Origin of the sequence: Sinomonas notoginsengisoli, assembly GCF_021554725.1 — a bacterium.
GTDB classification, from domain to species: domain Bacteria; phylum Actinomycetota; class Actinomycetes; order Actinomycetales; family Micrococcaceae; genus Sinomonas; species Sinomonas notoginsengisoli.
Map to the genome: position 1 here is coordinate 121834 of NZ_JAIZDP010000002.1, position 15484 is coordinate 137317.

General features: G+C 69.2%; 17 protein-coding genes. 1 reads left to right on the plus strand and 16 read right to left on the minus strand.

Features of this window, described 5'->3' with window-relative positions; genetic code table 11:
- Positions 1-275 precede the first annotated feature (275 nt).
- The 3 genes from LF262_RS06085 to lysS form a co-directional block, all read right to left on the minus strand.
- Complete coding sequence (locus LF262_RS06085; protein WP_235779400.1) at positions 276-623, minus strand: histone-like nucleoid-structuring protein Lsr2; 348 nt, start codon at positions 621-623, stop codon at positions 276-278.
- Positions 624-793: 170 nt separating this feature from the next.
- Positions 794-940, minus strand: coding sequence for a hypothetical protein (locus tag LF262_RS06090; protein ID WP_235779401.1), 147 nt, complete (start codon positions 938-940; stop codon positions 794-796).
- Positions 940-2394, minus strand: coding sequence for a lysine--tRNA ligase (gene lysS / locus LF262_RS06095; protein ID WP_235779667.1), 1455 nt, complete (start codon positions 2392-2394; stop codon positions 940-942). Before lysS ends, LF262_RS06090 begins: the two co-directional genes overlap by 1 nt.
- A gap of 110 nt (positions 2395-2504) precedes the next feature.
- Here lysS and LF262_RS06100 point away from each other — a divergent pair, with 110 nt between their 5' ends.
- Entirely contained in the window at positions 2505-3353 is an 849-nt protein-coding gene (locus tag LF262_RS06100) for an alpha/beta fold hydrolase (RefSeq protein ID WP_235779402.1), read from the plus strand.
- Positions 3354-3377: 24 nt separating this feature from the next.
- Here LF262_RS06100 and panC read toward each other — a convergent pair whose 3' ends face one another.
- The 13 genes from panC to LF262_RS06165 all read right to left on the minus strand — a co-directional run bounded on the left by panC (position 3378) and on the right by LF262_RS06165 (position 15474).
- The gene (gene panC, locus LF262_RS06105; protein WP_235779403.1) at positions 3378-4340 is read right to left on the minus strand and encodes a pantoate--beta-alanine ligase; all 963 of its coding nucleotides are present in this window, start codon (positions 4338-4340) and stop codon (positions 3378-3380) included.
- Positions 4340-5287 (minus strand): Rossmann-like and DUF2520 domain-containing protein, encoded by a 948-nt coding sequence (locus tag LF262_RS06110; protein ID WP_235779404.1) that lies wholly within the window; start codon positions 5285-5287, stop codon positions 4340-4342. Before LF262_RS06110 ends, panC begins: the two co-directional genes overlap by 1 nt.
- Complete coding sequence (locus LF262_RS06115; RefSeq protein ID WP_235779405.1) at positions 5284-6846, minus strand: PH domain-containing protein; 1563 nt, start codon at positions 6844-6846, stop codon at positions 5284-5286. The genes LF262_RS06110 and LF262_RS06115 overlap by 4 nt, the downstream gene beginning before the upstream one ends.
- On the minus strand, positions 6843-7364 hold the full coding sequence (locus LF262_RS06120; RefSeq protein WP_235779406.1) for a PH domain-containing protein: 522 nt from the start codon (positions 7362-7364) through the stop codon (positions 6843-6845). The genes LF262_RS06115 and LF262_RS06120 overlap by 4 nt, the downstream gene beginning before the upstream one ends.
- Positions 7357-7866, minus strand: a complete 510-nt coding sequence (locus tag LF262_RS06125; protein WP_235779407.1) for a DUF3180 domain-containing protein — start codon at positions 7864-7866, stop codon at positions 7357-7359. The genes LF262_RS06120 and LF262_RS06125 overlap by 8 nt, the downstream gene beginning before the upstream one ends.
- Positions 7863-8390, minus strand: coding sequence for a 2-amino-4-hydroxy-6-hydroxymethyldihydropteridine diphosphokinase (folK, locus tag LF262_RS06130; RefSeq protein ID WP_235779408.1), 528 nt, complete (start codon positions 8388-8390; stop codon positions 7863-7865). The genes LF262_RS06125 and folK overlap by 4 nt, the downstream gene beginning before the upstream one ends.
- Entirely contained in the window at positions 8380-8766 is a 387-nt protein-coding gene (gene folB / locus LF262_RS06135) for a dihydroneopterin aldolase (protein ID WP_235779409.1), read from the minus strand. Before folB ends, folK begins: the two co-directional genes overlap by 11 nt.
- A 29-nt stretch (positions 8767-8795) precedes the next feature.
- On the minus strand, positions 8796-9701 hold the full coding sequence (gene folP, locus LF262_RS06140) for a dihydropteroate synthase (protein WP_235779410.1): 906 nt from the start codon (positions 9699-9701) through the stop codon (positions 8796-8798).
- An 8-nt stretch (positions 9702-9709) separates the two neighbouring features.
- On the minus strand, positions 9710-10324 hold the full coding sequence (folE, locus tag LF262_RS06145; RefSeq protein WP_372462742.1) for a GTP cyclohydrolase I FolE: 615 nt from the start codon (positions 10322-10324) through the stop codon (positions 9710-9712).
- A 46-nt stretch (positions 10325-10370) separates the two neighbouring features.
- A complete protein-coding gene (gene ftsH / locus LF262_RS06150) occupies positions 10371-12401 on the minus strand; it encodes an ATP-dependent zinc metalloprotease FtsH (RefSeq protein WP_235779411.1) in 2031 nt (676 codons plus the stop codon).
- Between the two features lie 214 nt (positions 12402-12615).
- Positions 12616-13167, minus strand: a complete 552-nt coding sequence (hpt, locus tag LF262_RS06155) for a hypoxanthine phosphoribosyltransferase (protein ID WP_235779412.1) — start codon at positions 13165-13167, stop codon at positions 12616-12618.
- A 55-nt stretch (positions 13168-13222) separates the two neighbouring features.
- On the minus strand, positions 13223-14293 hold the full coding sequence (gene tilS / locus LF262_RS06160) for a tRNA lysidine(34) synthetase TilS (protein WP_235779669.1): 1071 nt from the start codon (positions 14291-14293) through the stop codon (positions 13223-13225).
- 74 nt (positions 14294-14367) lie between these two features.
- Positions 14368-15474, minus strand: a complete 1107-nt coding sequence (locus LF262_RS06165) for an Rv3626c family coenzyme F420 biosynthesis-associated protein (RefSeq protein ID WP_235779413.1) — start codon at positions 15472-15474, stop codon at positions 14368-14370.
- Positions 15475-15484: the final 10 nt, after the last annotated feature.

Genomic DNA, 15484 nt, shown 5'->3' on the forward strand with positions numbered 1-15484 from the left:
CACTGCGTAGTTCGATGCTACGTGCCGAAGACCCTTTCGAAAGCGGTGTTCGCCACAGGGTGAACCGGTGACGCTGCCCGCGGCCACCCGTTCCCGAGCGGACGACGCCGCCCGCTCGTCTCGCGCGACGGCTCGCCGCGCCGTCGTGCGAACCCCGAGGAAGCGCCCGGACCCTCAAAAGCGCGAATATCTCCGCCCGAGAAGCAGGAAATCCCGGCGCACCGGCACCGGGATTTCCGTTGGCCAAACGGCCTTCAGTCGCTATTGACGCCAGATCAGCCATTGGCGTGGCGGTAGGCCTCCTGGACCTCCTGCTGGATACGGCCGCGGGCATTCACGCTGTAGCCATTGTCACGAGCCCACTGCCGGATCTTGGCGGATTCCGAATTGCGTGAGCCCGACGATGCGGAAGACGCAGAACGCCCCTTCGGGGCCGCACCGGCCCGGGCCGTCGCCTTGCGGCCAGCAGAAATGAACTCCGCGAGGGCATCGCGCAGCTTGGAGGCATTTGCCGTGGAGAGGTCAATCTCGTAGCTGGACCCGTCAAGGCTGAAACGGACTGTCTCGTCAGCTTTGCCGCCGTCGATGTCGTCCTCAAGAATGATCTGGACCTTCTGTGCCATTTGTGTTGGCTCTCTTCCGTGTCAGCGCTGGGGGGCGTGGCCATTGTCCAAGGCAACCATCGGCTCCCCAATGTATCGAGCGAAATTGGATTCGGGTACCGCGCAATCACAGTATGTAGCTAACAATGCCCACACGTCAAAGAAACACGCGTTCCGGCACTAAAGGGCGATCAATTGCTCTGGGTATCGCCTGACTCGCGCTCAGCCTGCGCGAGGGCCTCGCGCTCCGACTTGTCCGCGTTGAAGATAGCGCGCATCGAAAACCAGAAAATCAGCCCCACCACAAGGGGCGGGAGAAGGGCAAAGACGTAATCCATCAGTTGGCCTCAGGTTTCAGAAGGGGGAACAGGATCGTTTCACGGATGCCGGTCTGGGTGAACAGCATGACCAGACGGTCGATGCCGAGGCCGATTCCGCCCATGGGTGGGGCTCCGTATTCGAGGGCGCGGAGGAAGTCCTCGTCGAGGGCCATGGCCTCGTCATCGCCCTCGGCAGCCAGACGCGACTGCTCGGTCAGCCGGTCGCGCTGGATGACGGGGTCGATGAGCTCGGAGAATGCGGTGCCGCGCTCCATGCCGCCGATGATGAGGTCCCACGCCTCGATGAGCCGCGGGTCCTCACGGTGCGGGCGCGCCAGCGGCTGGGCCGAGGGCGGATAGTCGTAGACGAACGTCGGGTTCAGGAGCGTGGGCTCGACGATCTCGCCGAACAGCTCGATCACTGCCTTCTCCTGGGTCCAGAGCGGATCCGTGGTCGCGCCGTGCGCGTCGCCGATCTCGAGGAGCCGCTCGAGCGGGGTGTCCGGCGTGATTTCCTCCCCCACGGCCTCGGACAGGCCCGGGTAGACGCCAAGCCACGTCCACTCGCCGTCGAGGTCGATCGTGCCCTCCGGCGTCTCGATCTGGCGCGTGCCGACCACGTCCGCGACATTGAGGATGATCTCCTTCATGCGGTCCGCCATGGTGAATTGGTCCGCGTACGCCTCATAGCACTCCAGAGTGGTGAACTCGGGGCTGTGGGTCGAGTCGACGCCCTCATTGCGGAACACGCGGCCGATCTCGTAGACGCGCTCGATGCCGCCGACCACCGCGCGCTTCAGGTACAGCTCTGTGGCGATGCGAAGTGTCATCTTCTGGTCGAACGCGTTGAGGTGCGTCTCGAACGGGCGGGCCGTCGCGCCGCCGTGGATGAGGTTGAGCATGGGGGTCTCGACCTCGACATAGCCGTGGGAGTCGAGCGTGTCCCGGACGCTCCTGGTGATCCTGGAGCGCGTGTACACCATCTGGCGGGCCTCTTCGCGGACCATGAGGTCCACGTAGCGCTGCCGCACACGCGTCTCCTCGTTGAGGCTGGCGTGCAGCGTGGGCATGGGGCGCAGGGCCTTGGAGGCCATCTGCCACTCGTCCGCCATGACGGAGAGCTCGCCCCGGCGGGACGAGATCACCTCGCCCGAGACGAAGACGTGGTCGCCGAGGTCGACGAGCGCCTTCCAGTCCGCAAGGCGCTGCTCGCCGACGTTGGCCAAGCTCAGCATGGCCTGGAGGCGCGTGCCGTCGCCCTCCTGGAGGGTCGCGAAGCAGAGCTTGCCCGTGTTCCGGATGAACACGACGCGACCGACGACGCCGACCTTCTCTCCGGTGGCCGCGTCCGGCTCTAGCTCGGGGTACTTCGCCCGGACCTCCGCCAGCGAGTGCGTGCGCGGGAGCGTGACCGGGTACGGCGCCTCGCCGTTCGCCAGCAGCTTCTCCCGCTTGTCGCGGCGAATGTGCATCTGTTCGCTGGCATCGGCGGGCTCCGTGTTGTTCTCTGCGGTCACAGCATTCAATTCTAAGCCAGCCGCCGGTGAGGGTTCTGCCCTGCCATTGCCGCTAGGCTCGGTGCATGGCCGCCCTGCAGCTCGCTTCCTCGACAGTGTCCACCAAGGACGGAGCCACTCTGGAGCTCTTCACCGCCCCGGAGGGGTCGATGACCGCCCGAGGAGGGGTCGTCGTCGTGCACGGCTCGATGGTGACCGCCGATCTGTACAAGGAGTTCGCGCTTCGGCTCGCCGAGGCTCTGCAAGCTCCCGTGCACGTGTACAACCGCCGTGGGCGCGGGGCGTCGTCGCCGCAGCCGGAGGACTACTCGCTCGCGACCGAGATCTCTGACCTTGCCTCGGTCCTCGCGCACACCGGCAGCGACTCCGTGTTCGGCCACAACTACGGCGGCTGCATCGCACTGCACGCTGGCCGGGAGCTAGAGATCGGCCAGCTCGCGGTGTACGACCCGATCATCTCGTTCGAGGGCAGCATCAAGGCCGAATGGCTCCCTGAGTTCGAGGAGGCCGTCGCGTCCAAGGACGAGGAGAAGGCGCTCGCCGTGCTCCTGCGCGGGCTCCAGACCGCCGGGCCCATCGCAAAGCTGCCGCTGCCCGTGCTCACGGTCCTGAACCGGATCGGCAGTCGCATGCCCGTCGGCAAGGTGCTCTCGCGGCTCCTCCCGACCGGGCCGGCGGAGATCCGGGCCGTGGTCGCCGCCGACGCCGAGGCCAAGGGCTTCGACGAGCTGCCCCTCGAGACGCTCATCCTCGCTGGCGAGGCGAGCCCAGAGTACTTCGCGGAAGCCGCCCGGAAGCTCGACGGCGTGCTGCCCGCCTCCGACTTCGACGTCCTGCCCAAACTCGCGCACGATGCGCCTACCCGGCCCGCCAAGGCCCTCATCGACCGGCTTGCACAGTTCTTCTCGAGCTGACGCTTCGCGCAAGGCCGCGGTGAGTCAGCGGGCGCGCAGCGGCATATTGTCAATCAGCCGCACCGGCCCCACCCTGGCCGCGACGATTGCGAGGGCCTCGCCCGTGAACGGGGTCTCCTTGCAGTTGAACGCCAGCGGCTCGAGGGTGTCGTTGTCCACGACGTCCAGGTAGTCGAGCTCCACGAGATGCTGGGACCGAATGAGGTCTTCTGCGTCCTCTGGATTGAGGGGCTCGTGTGCCCAGGCCCGGGCCTCGAGGAGCCGCAGCGCCCGCGAGAGGACCAGCGCGGCGTCGCGCTCCGTCGCGGAGAGGAACCGGTTGCGGCTCGAGAGGGCGAGCCCGTCGGGGTCGCGCACGATCGGCACGGCCACCACCTCGACGGGGAAGTCGAGGTCCTTTACCATCCGGCGCACCACCGCGACCTGCTGGGCGTCCTTCTGGCCGAAGTAGGCGCGGTAGGCGACCCGCGCGCCGTCGAACCCTCCCGGCATCGCCAGATGCAGCAGCTTCGAGACCACGGTGCATACGCCATCGAAATGCCCGGGCCGAGAGGCACCCTCCCACTTCGACGCGAGCGGGCCAGCACTCACGCGCACTTCCGGCTCGCCCCCCGGGTACATCTCCCCCGCTGAAGGTGCGAACACGAGGTCGACGCCGGCCTCCTCCAGCAGCGCCGTGTCCGCCTCAAGCGTGCGCGGGTAGCGTTCGAGGTCCGTGGCGTCGCCGAACTGGAGCGGGTTGACGAACACGCTCGCGACCACCACGTCGTTGGCCGCCACTGCAGCCTCGGCGAGGGCGCGGTGTCCGGTGTGCAGGGCACCCATCGTGGGCACGAGCCCGAGGGAAGGGCCGTCGATGGCCCGGCGCACCGTGGCGTTCTCGGCGCCCACCTCAATGGTGCGGGGCGTCTTACCCGCGAGCAGCCGCGCGACCGCTGGCTGGAGCTCAGCGCGTGTGTGCACCACCTGGATAGCCTCGCTGGGCATTACCGATCCTCTTCCGTGTCCTCGCCGGGCTCGCCGGCATCCGCAAGCGCATGCTCAATCTGTTCCCGCACCTGCCCCGTGAGCCGGCCGCGGCGCTCAGCGCGGACGGCCGTGGCATGCGCCATGGCGCGATACGCCTCAAGGATATCGGCGGAACCCACCCCGCCATCGGGGAGGTCCTCGAGTTCCCTCAGGGCAGCGACGTGCGCCCTGACGGTCCCCACGTCGCCCCGCGCCACCGGCCCCGTGAGTGCGGACTCGCCGGCGGAGAGCGCGTTGTCGAGCGAGGCCCGCAAGAGGGGTCCTAGCATCGCCGCGGGATCGGCAACGCCGATCTGGCCCAGGACCTCGGCCGCCTGCGAAGCGAGCGTGACGAGGTGGTTCGACCCGTGCGCGAGGGCTGCGTGGTAGGCCACCCGATCGCCTTCCGCAATGACCACGGGCTCGGCTCCCATCTCCACCACGAGCGCCTGGGCCACGGGCAGCATCGCCGGGTCCGCCGTCACACCGAAGCAGCAGTCGGTGAGGCGGGAGAGGTCCAAGGACATGCCTGTGAACGTCATGGCCGGATGGATCGCGAGCGGGATCGCGCCGGCAGCGCGTACGGGCGCGAGCACACCGACGCCGTGCCGCCCCGACGTGTGCGCTACGAGCTGCCCGGCCTGCCATGCGCCGAGCTTCGCGAGGCCGTCGACGAGGGGCGCGAGCGCGTCGTCGGGCACCGCGAGCAGCACCAGCTCGGCGCGCTCCACGATGTCCGGGATCTCCAGGACCGGCACCCCCGGCAGCAGCAGCTCCGCGCGCTCGCGGCTCGCCTCTGACACGGCGGAGACGCCGACGAGCGCGTGCTGGGCCGCGCGCAGCGCTGCCGCCAAGACGGCACCCACTTTGCCGGCCCCGATGACGCCGATTCCCAAACGTCCGGGCCGCGCTGGCTGCTGGGTCATGCTGCTCCTCCTGGAATAGGCTTCTCTGCTACTGGATGTTCGCCAGCTGGAAGTCCGGCTGCGGGACGGGCTTGTCGACGGGCACGGGCGGCGCGGGCCGCCTGCTCGGCGAACAGGTCCTCGGCCGCCGCCACTGCAAGATGCGGCACGGCCGGACGGACGGGTCCGGGCGTCGAATGCAGCTCGACACCCGCCAGACCGAGCCGCCGCTCAAGCGGCCCCTGGGTGAGGGAAATGGACTGGGTGCGCTCGTGCGGGACGATCACGAGCCGGCGGGACGCCGCCCCCGTTCGGCACAGCAGCGCCGTGCGCGTCGCGAGGTACCCGGTGCGCCGCCAGGCAAGCGGATCAAGCCAGCGGGCAGGCGGCGGGGAGCCGACGAAGCCGCACCACTCCCCCGTGCCGGTGAGGCCAGCGGCGATGACACCGCGCCCCGTGCCCGGATCCGTCCCGGGATCAGGGAACACGAGGCCTAGTACGCGGAACACGTCCTCGGACGTCCCGACAGGCAGAAGCGTCGACTTGGAGCCCTCGCGCTCCGATGTGTGCCTGTAGCCGGCCACGTTGACGTGGACAGACCACCATCCGAACGGGCGCCACAGGAGCGGCTGGCGGATGAGGATCGCCTGGACGCGCGCCGCCGGGACGGTCTGGCTCCGCGCCTCGAGCAGGCCTCGGGAGAGCCTGACCCCATCGCCGACGGCCAGGACCCGGAAGTCCCAGAAGGCGCTGACCCGGTTCCACGCGCTGAATGCGCCGCCGAGGAGGGCGGGGATGATCGCCGCTCCCAGGCCCCGAAGCCCGGTGGACACCTCGAGCAGGATTCCCAATGCACCCACCACCGCGGCAACGATCACGAACGGCGTGAGAGCCGTCGACGCGAGGATTCGCGCGACGGGTGCCCGGGCCACAAGCGTCTCTGGGGACCCCGTCTCGCCCGAGCCGGCGGGAACGGACGACGGCGTGCCCTCGCCCGGGCGCCCGGCCTCGGCGTGAGCTGTGGACGCCTTCGCGCCCCCGACCGCCATCGCCGCCGTCGCCGCCGCCGCGAGGACGCTGGCCCTGAGGCGCTGGGCCTCCGCCTCCGGCAGGAAGGCCAACCGGAGAGCGTTTTCGTGCGCGTCGGCCACCTCGAAGCGCAGCTCGGCCAAGCCGAACACCCGGGCCAGGAACGGCTGCACCACATCGACGGCCTGGACCCTGTCGAGACGCGCCTGCCGGTGCTGTCGGAAGAGGATCCCGGTGTCCACGCGCACCATTGTCTCGTCGACGAGGTATCTCGTGGTCCACCACGAGAGGACGAACCCGCCGCCCACGATGAGGATGACGGCGGCCCCGGCCCACCCGAGCACCGGAACTGGCACATCGCTCCACCAGCCGCGCATCGGCTCCCCCGTGAGGATCGACTGCAGCCAGTCACGCCCGACCCCCACGAAGAGCGCGAGCAAGAGGATCCAGCCCCGCACCCACGGTGAGAGGGGGTGCACGCGCTGCCACGCGGCGTCGTGCGCCCCCTCAGCCGGGCCGCGCCCTGGCGCTGCGGGCTGGAGCGGGGTCACAGCCCCGCCAGCCGGGCCTCGCCGCGCACGGCCAGCTGTTCGCGCAGGCGCGCAGCCTCGCTCGCGGGAAGGCCCGGGATCTCGGCGCGGGTCGCGGCGGCGGCGGTGTGGAGCCTGACGGTCGCAAGGCCGAGGACGCGCTCGAGCGGCCCCACGGACACATCGACATACTGCATGCGGCCGTAGGGGACCACGCTCACCCGGCGCACGAGGAGGCCGCGGCGGATGAGCAGGTCGTCCTCGCGCTCGGCGTACCCCGTCGCGCGGACCCGCCGCGGCGTGAGCAGCACGTTGACGAGCCCGGCCAGCAGCGCCGCCGCCGGAAGGCCTGCTGCGAGCCACCCCGGGGGCGAGGCGAGGCCCAGTGCACCCGCGGCGAGCGGCACAGAGGCGAGCGCTGCCCAGACGACGGCCCCTATGCCCGCACTGGCTAGACGCAGCGTCCGGTAACGGGGGTCGAGGCTGCGCCACTGGATCCCCGGGGGATCAATGGCCGCGCGTGATTTCTGGCTAGGCAAGGCCGCCCTCGGTGTCAGGGGCCCTGCCACCGCCCTCACTCAACCCCTCGTCCTCGTCACCCTCCTCCGGCGGGATCCGGCAGAATCGCTCGACGATGAAGCCGATCGCGACCATGACGAACCCGCCGGCGATCATGAGCAGCGCCGTCTCCACCGCAGGGGTGCCTGCGCGGGAAGACAGCAGGGGAACCTGGTCCGCGATCACGCCGCCGTGCCAGCCCAGGAGGACCGCCCCCGCATACGCGCACGCGTGGGCGAGGACAAGGGTCCGGGCGGCGAAGATCGGGTCGAGCATCCGGGACCGGTGGCCTGTGCGCCAGCGGAACACGCGGATCCCGAGGACGAGCGTCACGATCGCGATGGCTGCCATTGACCCGAGCGCGCTGATGGGCAGCACCGGCGTCGGTGCGGAGGACCGCATGGCGAAGACGTTGGCTGCCACACCCACGAGCCCCACCACGATCGCGACGACCACCAGGATCCATGGCTTGAGCGGTGTCACACGGTCCCCCCGTCAGTCAGCAGGTCATACCCCTCGACGCCCTCGGCATCGGCGCAGTCCTCGAGCAGCCCGACGATGGGGTGGCCCTCGAGGACCGCGAGCGGATCGATCATGACCCAGGGGAACAGCACGAAGGCGCGCTCCGCGGCGCGCGGGTGCGGGATCGTGAGCTCAGGGTCCTCGAGGCGGAGGGTGCCGTACACGATGATGTCCACATCGAGGGTGCGCGGGCCCCACCGGACGTCACGGGTGCGGTGGTGCTTGGCCTCGACGGCGTGGCAGTGCTCGAGGAGATCATAGGGGCCGAGCGTCGTCTCGACGATCATCACCATGTTGAGGAAGTCCGGCTGGCCTGAGGGACCGCCCACGGGCTTGGTCTGGACCACCGGCGAGACGTCGACGAGGCGCACCTCCGGGCGGTCCACGAGATCCGCGACCGCGTCGGCCAACGTCTCGGCGCGGGCCCCAAGATTGCTGCCGAGGGCCAGGACCGCCCTGACCCAGTCGTGGTGCTCAGTCTCCACGGGCACGCTCCCTGAAGACGGTCACGGACACGTCGGCAAACGGCACGGCGATGGGTGCCTCCGGCTTGTGCACCGTGAGCTCGACGGCGTCCACGGGGAACTCGGACAGGATCGCCTCGGCCAGGCGCACCGCGAGCGTCTCGATGAGGTCCACCGGCTCGCCCCCGATGATCCCTACGATGCGCTCGGCCACTTCGGCGTAGCTCGCCGTCGCCGAGATGTTGTCCGAGGATGCGGCCTCGCCGAAGTCGGTGTGTAGGACCGCGTCGACCACGAACGGCTGCCCCTCGCGCCGCTCGAAGTCCAGCACCCCATGGTGTCCGGTTGCCGAGACGCCGGTCAGGGTGATGCGGTCCGGATGGGTGCTCACTGTCATCCCGCCCTCCGGGGGACGCCCACGTCGTCCTAGGCCTTCGCCCTGGCGGCGACCTTGACGGCGTCGAGGTTCGCTACGACGTCGTGCACGCGGACACCCCACGCCCCGGCCGCTGCCGCGAGCACCGTGATCGCAGCCGTGGCCCCATCGCGGGCCTGCGGCGGAGCCGCCTTCCCCGCGGTCATGAGGAGCTCGCCGATGAAGCGCTTGCGGGAGGCGGCCACGAGGACCGGGTAGCCGAGCCCGGTAAACCGGGCCATGTGCTTGACGAGCTCCCAGTTCTGCTCACCGTTCTTGGCGAACCCAAGGCCCGGGTCGAGGATGATCCGTGCATCGCTCACGCCCCCGGCCCGCAGGCGGTCGCGCACCTGGAGCGTCTCGGCGATGACATCCTCGACCACGTCCTCGTACGAGGCGAGCTTGTCCATCGACTTCGAGTCACCGCGATTGTGCATCAGCACGTAGTGCGCGTCGCGATCCGCGATGAGGCGGATCATCTCGTCGGTGACGGCGAGGCCAGAGACGTCATTGATGATCGAGGCCCCGGCGTCCAGCACCTTGGCCGCGGTGGTGGCCCGGCGGGTGTCAACGGAGACGAGGGCACCGGCCTTCACGAGCGCCTCGACTACGGGAAGGACGCGTTCCTGCTCGAGGTCCTCAGGCACCTCGGCGGCACCCGGACGCGTGGACTCGCCGCCCACGTCGATGATGTCCGCCCCCGCATAGAGCATGCGCAGGCCCGCCGCGATCGCCGTGTCCGCACTCGCGTACGCGCCGCCATCGCTGAACGAGTCAGGCGTGACGTTGAGGATGCCCATGACGACAGCACGGTCGCGGGGCAGGCCTTCGAAGGTAGCCCGCGCGCGCGGCCTGCGCAGCACCGGTAGGGGTGATGTGTTGGGCCCGGTTCCGGGCGCTGCTGCGAGAGAGTCCATAGTCGTGGTCACCTTCCGAGAATGAGGCTCATGGCTTCGGCGCGGGTAGCGGGGTCGTGCAGTTGGCCGCGGACGGCGCTCGTCACGGTGTGCGCGCCTGGTTTGCGCACACCGCGCATGGACATGCACATGTGCTCGCAGCTCACGACGACGATCACCCCGCGGGGCTTGAGGTGCCGGACGATGGCGTCAGCCACCTGGCTCGTGAGTCTCTCCTGCACCTGTGGCCGGCGCGCGTAGATGTCCACGAGGCGGGCCAGCTTGCTCAGCCCGGTGACGCGGCCATCGTGCGAGGGAATATAGCCCACGTGGGCAACCCCATGGAACGGCACCAAGTGGTGCTCGCACGTCGAGTAGAACGGGATGTCTTTGACGAGCACGAGCTCCTCGTGGTCCATGTCGAACGTCACGCCCAGGACCTCCTCCGCGTTCTGGTTGAGCCCGGCGAAGACCTCCACGTACGCCTTGGCGACGCGCGTCGGGGTGTCCTTCAGCCCGCTGCGGTCCGGATCCTCGCCAATCGCGAGGAGTATCTCCCGCACAGCGGCCTCGATGCGGGGCAGGTCCATGCCTTCCCCCGCATCGGGCAGCTCGGATACGTCGTCGTCGTCGAAGTGGGTCACGGGACGATCCTAGCGGTGCGTTGTTGACAGGTCCTTGTCGGGCCGGTCATGCATCGTCGTGCTGACCCTGTGCGTACTCCTGCTCGCCATGCGGGTGGTGAGCCTGCGCTACGTCAAGGGGCTCCTCGTGGCGGGCCTTCGAGGCCTCCTCACGGGCCTTGCGCTCGGCCTCCGTCTCGACCGGCGGGCGGTCCTGCACCGGCCGAGTCTCCTTGGAGAGCCAGATCTGCCGGAAGTCGCGCTTGCGCACGTCCGTGAAGATCTCGGCGATCTCCTTCTGGTTGAGCGTCTCGCGCTCCAGGAGTGCCGAGGCGAGGCGGTCGAGGACGTCACGGTTGTCGGTGAGGATGTCGTAGGCCTCGTCGTGCGCCTGGTCCATCAGCCGGCGCACCTCCTCGTCCACGACGTAGGCGACCTGGTCCGAGAAGTTGCGCTCGTGCGCGGCGTCGCGGCCCAGGAACGGCTCCCCGCCGCCCTGGCCGAGCTTCACTGCCCCCACGCGCTCGCTCATGCCGTACTGGGTGACCATCTTCCGGGCCGTTCCCGTGGCCTTCTCGATGTCGTTAGAGGCACCCGTGGACGGGTCGTGGAAGACGATCTCCTCGGCAACGCGGCCGCCCATCGCGTAGGCCAACTGGTCGAGGAGTTCGTTGCGGGTCACGGAGTACTTGTCCTCCTCCGGGACCACCATCGTGTAGCCGAGGGCGCGCCCGCGCGGAAGGATCGTGATCTTCGTGACGGGTGCCGAGTTGCGCAGCGCGGCGGCTACCAGGGCGTGGCCGCCCTCGTGGTAGGCGGTGATCTTGCGCTCGAGGTCCTTCATCACGCGGGAACGCTTCTGAGGACCCGCCATGACCCGGTCGATCGCCTCATCCAGTGCGCGGTCGTCGATGAGCTGGGCGTTCGAGCGGGCCGTGAGCAGGGCGGCCTCGTTCAGCACGTTCGCGAGGTCCGCACCGGTGTAGCCGGGGGTCTTCTTCGCCACGGCCCTCAGGTCCACGTTGGACGCCATGGGCTTGCCCTTGGCGTGGACGCTGAGGATCTGCTCGCGGCCCAGCAGGTCAGGGGCCTCGACAGGAATCTGGCGGTCAAACCGGCCAGGGCGCAGCAGCGCAGGGTCGAGGACGTCCGGTCGGTTGGTCGCGGCGATCAGGATGACGTTGGTCTTGACGTCGAAGCCGTCCATCTCGACGAGGAGCTGGTTGAGGGTCTGCTCGCGCTCGTCGTTGCCACCGCCGATGCCCGCCCCGCGGTGCCGCCCAACGGCGTCAATCTCGTCAACGAAGACGATCGCCGGGGCGTTGGCCTTGGCCTGCTCAAACAGGTCGCGGACACGGGAGGCGCCCACGCCGACGAACATCTCGACGAAATCGGAGCCGGAGATGGAGAAGAAGGGAACGCCGGCCTCGCCTGCGACGGCCCGCGCGAGGAGGGTCTTTCCGGTTCCAGGGGGGCCGTAGAGCAGAACGCCCTTCGGAATCTTCGCTCCAACGGCCTGGAACTTGCCCGGCTCCTGGAGGAACTCCTTGATCTCGTGGAGCTCCTCGACCGCCTCGTCGGCGCCCGCGACATCCGTGAAGGTCACCTGTGGCATGTCCTTGGTGATCATCTTGGCCCGGGACTTGCCGAACTTCATCACCTGGCTGCCGCCGCCCTGCATACGGGAGAGGAGGAACCAGAACAGGGCGCCGAGCAAGACCACAGGGATGAGCAGGGACAGCATCGAGCTGAACCAGTTGTTCTCCACCGGCTGGTCGGAGAAGCCCTGCGGGAGGCTGGCGTTGTTCACCGCCGTGATCACGTCACCGCCGCGCTGGGTGATGAAGTAGAACTGGACGTTCTTGCCCTTGTCCTGGCCATCGACCACGTAGTTGTCCTTGAGGACCAGGTCCACGCGCTCATCGCCGTTGAAGATCCTGGCTTGGGAGACCTTGTTGTCCTTGAGGAGCTGGAGCCCCACCGAGGTGTCCACGCGGGTGCTTCCGCCCGGCGCGAGCGTCCCGAAGGCCAGCAGCAGCAGGACAATCACGACGATGATCCAGATGCCCGGACCCTTGACGAAGCTCTTGACTTTCATGAACTCGGGGTCAGGCCCCGTCCCTTCTCTCATGCACCGGTACCGTCACGCAGCGCCACTCGTGGCCACCAGCATGACACCGTTCGGAACCGTTCACGCACGGAACGGCGCAAAAGTTCCCCCGTCGGGAGAAGATCCCGCCGGGGTGCGCTCACGGCGAAACCCGGACCACGCGCCGTCGTCCGTCGCGGCCAAGGCTGGCGCGGCACCGCCTCTATTCGTAGACGTGGGGCGCGAGCGTGCCGACGAAGTCCAGGTTGCGGTACTTCTCGGCGTAGTCGAGGCCGTAGCCCACCACGAACTCGTTGGGAATATCGAAGCCCACGTACTTGACATCGATCTTGACCTTCGCCGCACCCGGCTTCCGGAAGGCGGTGCAGATCTCCACGGACGCAGTGCCGCGGGACTCGAGGTTCGTCTTGAGCCACGAGAGCGTGAGGCCGGAGTCGATGATGTCCTCGACGATGAGGACGTGCTTGCCCATGAGGTCGGTGTCAAGGTCCTTGAGGATCCGCACCACGCCCGAGGACTGTGTGCCCGAGCCATAGGAGGAGACCGCCATCCAGTCCATCGTCACGTGGGAGTGCAGGGCGCGGGCGAGATCCGCCATCACCATGACCGCGCCTTTGAGGACGCCAACGATCAGCAGGTCGCGGCCCTCGTAGTCACGATCGATCTCCGCGGCGAGCTCCGCGATGCGGTTCTGGATCTCCTCTTTGGACTTGAGGACGTGCTTGAGGTCTGACTGGACGTCGGTCGATTCCACCTACGGCTCCTGGGTTACGAGCATGTCTGCTGGGTCTTGGCGGGGCGCGGCTGGTTCAGCGGTGCGATACCAAGACTAGCCTCCCATAGGGCTCCGACCTTCTGGCGCCTTTCCGTCTCGGCTCCCGGTAGGCGCTCACCCGGCCCGGGACCTCGATCGGGCCCGCGGAACCGCGCCGGTCCAGGAGCCGCTCGACGGCCCCGAGCCGCTCGAAGGTGGGCTGGCCGCCCAGCTCGGTCACGGCCAACGAGAGGACTCTGCCGCGCAGGGCCGATGGGAGCGCCCGGAGGGAGTCGGCGTCCAGCACAACCCGACGGAGGACGGCGCCCTGCGGCCCGACCTCGGCGCCCTGCGGCCCGACCTCGGCAAGCGCCGTGTAGGCGCGCCGGGCCTCGTCGTCGAGGTAGTCCGCGTCTGCGCCCAGGAGTGAGGCGGTTCGGGCAAGGCCCTCCGCGACGCCCGGTCCGAGCTCCGCCTCGAGGAAGGGCATGATGGCGCTGCGCACCCGAGAACGCATGAACGTCGGGTCCTCGTTGGTGGGGTCGAACCACGGCTCGAGGCCCTCTGCGACGCATACATCGAGGGTGTCGGCGCGCCGCAGCCCCAGGAACGGGCGAACAAAACGGCCGCGCACTCTCCGCATGGCCCCGAGTGCGCGGGGCCCGGACCCACGTGCGAGGCCCAGGAGGACCTGCTCGGCCTGATCATCCAGGGTGTGGCCGAGCAGCACCGCGTCCGCACCCCGCTCCGTGGCCTCGGCGAGGAGCGCGGCGTGCCGTGCCGATCGGGCTGCGGCCTCTGGCCCCTCCCCCGCGAGCTGCACCTCGACTGCGACCACCCGCACCGGTTCCAGGCCCAGCTCGGCCAGCACACGCGCCGTAGTGCGCGCTACCTCGCCCGAGCCCTCCTGCAGCTGGTGGTCGACGACGACGGCCCCCGCCTCGAGCGGATGGCTCCCCCCTCCCGGTGCGGGGATCCGCCCGCGACGCGCGAAGTGCGCCACGGCCGCAGAAAGCGCGAGCGAATCGGGGCCGCCGGAGCAGGCGACCAGGATCCGGGACGGCCAGCCCGCCTCCTCGAGCGATGCCCTGACGGCGTTGCGGGCGCTGCCCACAGCCGGGTGCAGCCGTCGACGCGCGGGCGAAGCGGAATCACGGTCGGGGCCCGGCTCGAGACCCTCACCCGACGGTCCGGTTGGGCTCACAGCCCCATCCGGGCGATCCACGCGGCTGGATCGTGGATCTCCTCCTCGGTGGGCAGGTTCTCAGCGGCCTCCCATACGCGGTTGAACCCCTCCATGCCCACCGCTTCCACCACGTGGCGTACAAACTCCTGCCCGTCCGTGTACTGGCGCATCTTCGCCTCGATGCCGAGCAAGCGGCGGACGAACATCTCGATCGGGCCGCGGTTCTCGTTGCGGGCCTGGAAACGCTGGCGGATGGTCTTGACGCTCGGCACCACGGACGCGTCGACGGCATCCATGACCACGTTCGCGTGGCCCTCGAGGAGACTCATGACGGCGGTCAGGTGCGAGATCGCGGCCCGCTCCTCAGGATCCTGGAGCAGGTCCAGGATCGCGCCCTTGCTGGGAAGGTCCGACGAGTCCGCGGTGCGGTCCCGCAGGGACTTCGCCGCCGCCGTCGCACGCTCCATGAGGCTGTCCATGTTGCCCACGAGGCTCTCGCTGAGCTTGCTGATCTGCTCGATCATGTGGCCCCGGAGCCAGGGCGCCGCGGCGAACTGGACCCGGTGGGTCTGCTCGTGCAGGCACACCCACATCCGGAAGTCCTCGGGGTCCACCCCCAGCTCGCGCTCGACGTGGACGATGTTCGGCGCCACGAGCAGGAGCCGGCCTGCGGGAGGGAGCGTGGACCCCTCGGCGAGGGCCGCAAACGGCTCATACTGACCCAGTACGCGACTCGCGAGGTATGCGAGGATCGCGCCGAGCTGCGTGCCAGTGATGGCGCCGCCCACCCGGGCCGCGGTTGGCGTCAGCTCGCTGGTCTTCTTCTCGACCAGCTTGGTCAGGACCGGCCCCATCATCACCTCGAACCCCTGGGCGTTCGCCTTGGCCCACGAGGCGCGGTCCACGATGAGGAGCTGGGAGTCGCGGAGGTCCTCGGCGACGGCGAGTCCCGTGATCCGGTGCACGTGCGGGACCGAGGCATCCGCAAGACGGCGCAGGCTCTCGACCACCTCCATCGCGTCCGGCCGGCGCATCGCCGGCCCCGGAGGCGCAAGGCGTGCTGCCGTCGAGGCGGCGAGATCCCAGTTGATCAGTTGGCTGGCCATCTGCGGGGCATCCATCCCCCCATTC

Bases quoted from the DNA above. Each gene is read 5' to 3' on its own strand.
- LF262_RS06085 (WP_235779400.1), bottom strand. From the start codon at position 623: ATGGCACAGAAGGTCCAGATCATTCTTGAGGACGACATCGACGGCGGC.
- LF262_RS06090 (WP_235779401.1), bottom strand. From the start codon at position 940: ATGGATTACGTCTTTGCCCTTCTCCCGCCCCTTGTGGTGGGGCTGATT.
- lysS (WP_235779667.1), bottom strand. From the start codon at position 2,394: ATGCACATTCGCCGCGACAAGCGGGAGAAGCTGCTGGCGAACGGCGAG.
- LF262_RS06100 (WP_235779402.1), top strand. From the start codon at position 2,505: ATGGCCGCCCTGCAGCTCGCTTCCTCGACAGTGTCCACCAAGGACGGA.
- panC (WP_235779403.1), bottom strand. From the start codon at position 4,340: ATGCCCAGCGAGGCTATCCAGGTGGTGCACACACGCGCTGAGCTCCAG.
- LF262_RS06110 (WP_235779404.1), bottom strand. From the start codon at position 5,287: ATGACCCAGCAGCCAGCGCGGCCCGGACGTTTGGGAATCGGCGTCATC.
- folB (WP_235779409.1), bottom strand. From the start codon at position 8,766: ATGACAGTGAGCACCCATCCGGACCGCATCACCCTGACCGGCGTCTCG.
- folP (WP_235779410.1), bottom strand. From the start codon at position 9,701: ATGGACTCTCTCGCAGCAGCGCCCGGAACCGGGCCCAACACATCACCC.
- ftsH (WP_235779411.1), bottom strand. From the start codon at position 12,401: ATGAAAGTCAAGAGCTTCGTCAAGGGTCCGGGCATCTGGATCATCGTC.
- LF262_RS06165 (WP_235779413.1), bottom strand. From the start codon at position 15,474: ATGGATGCCCCGCAGATGGCCAGCCAACTGATCAACTGGGATCTCGCC.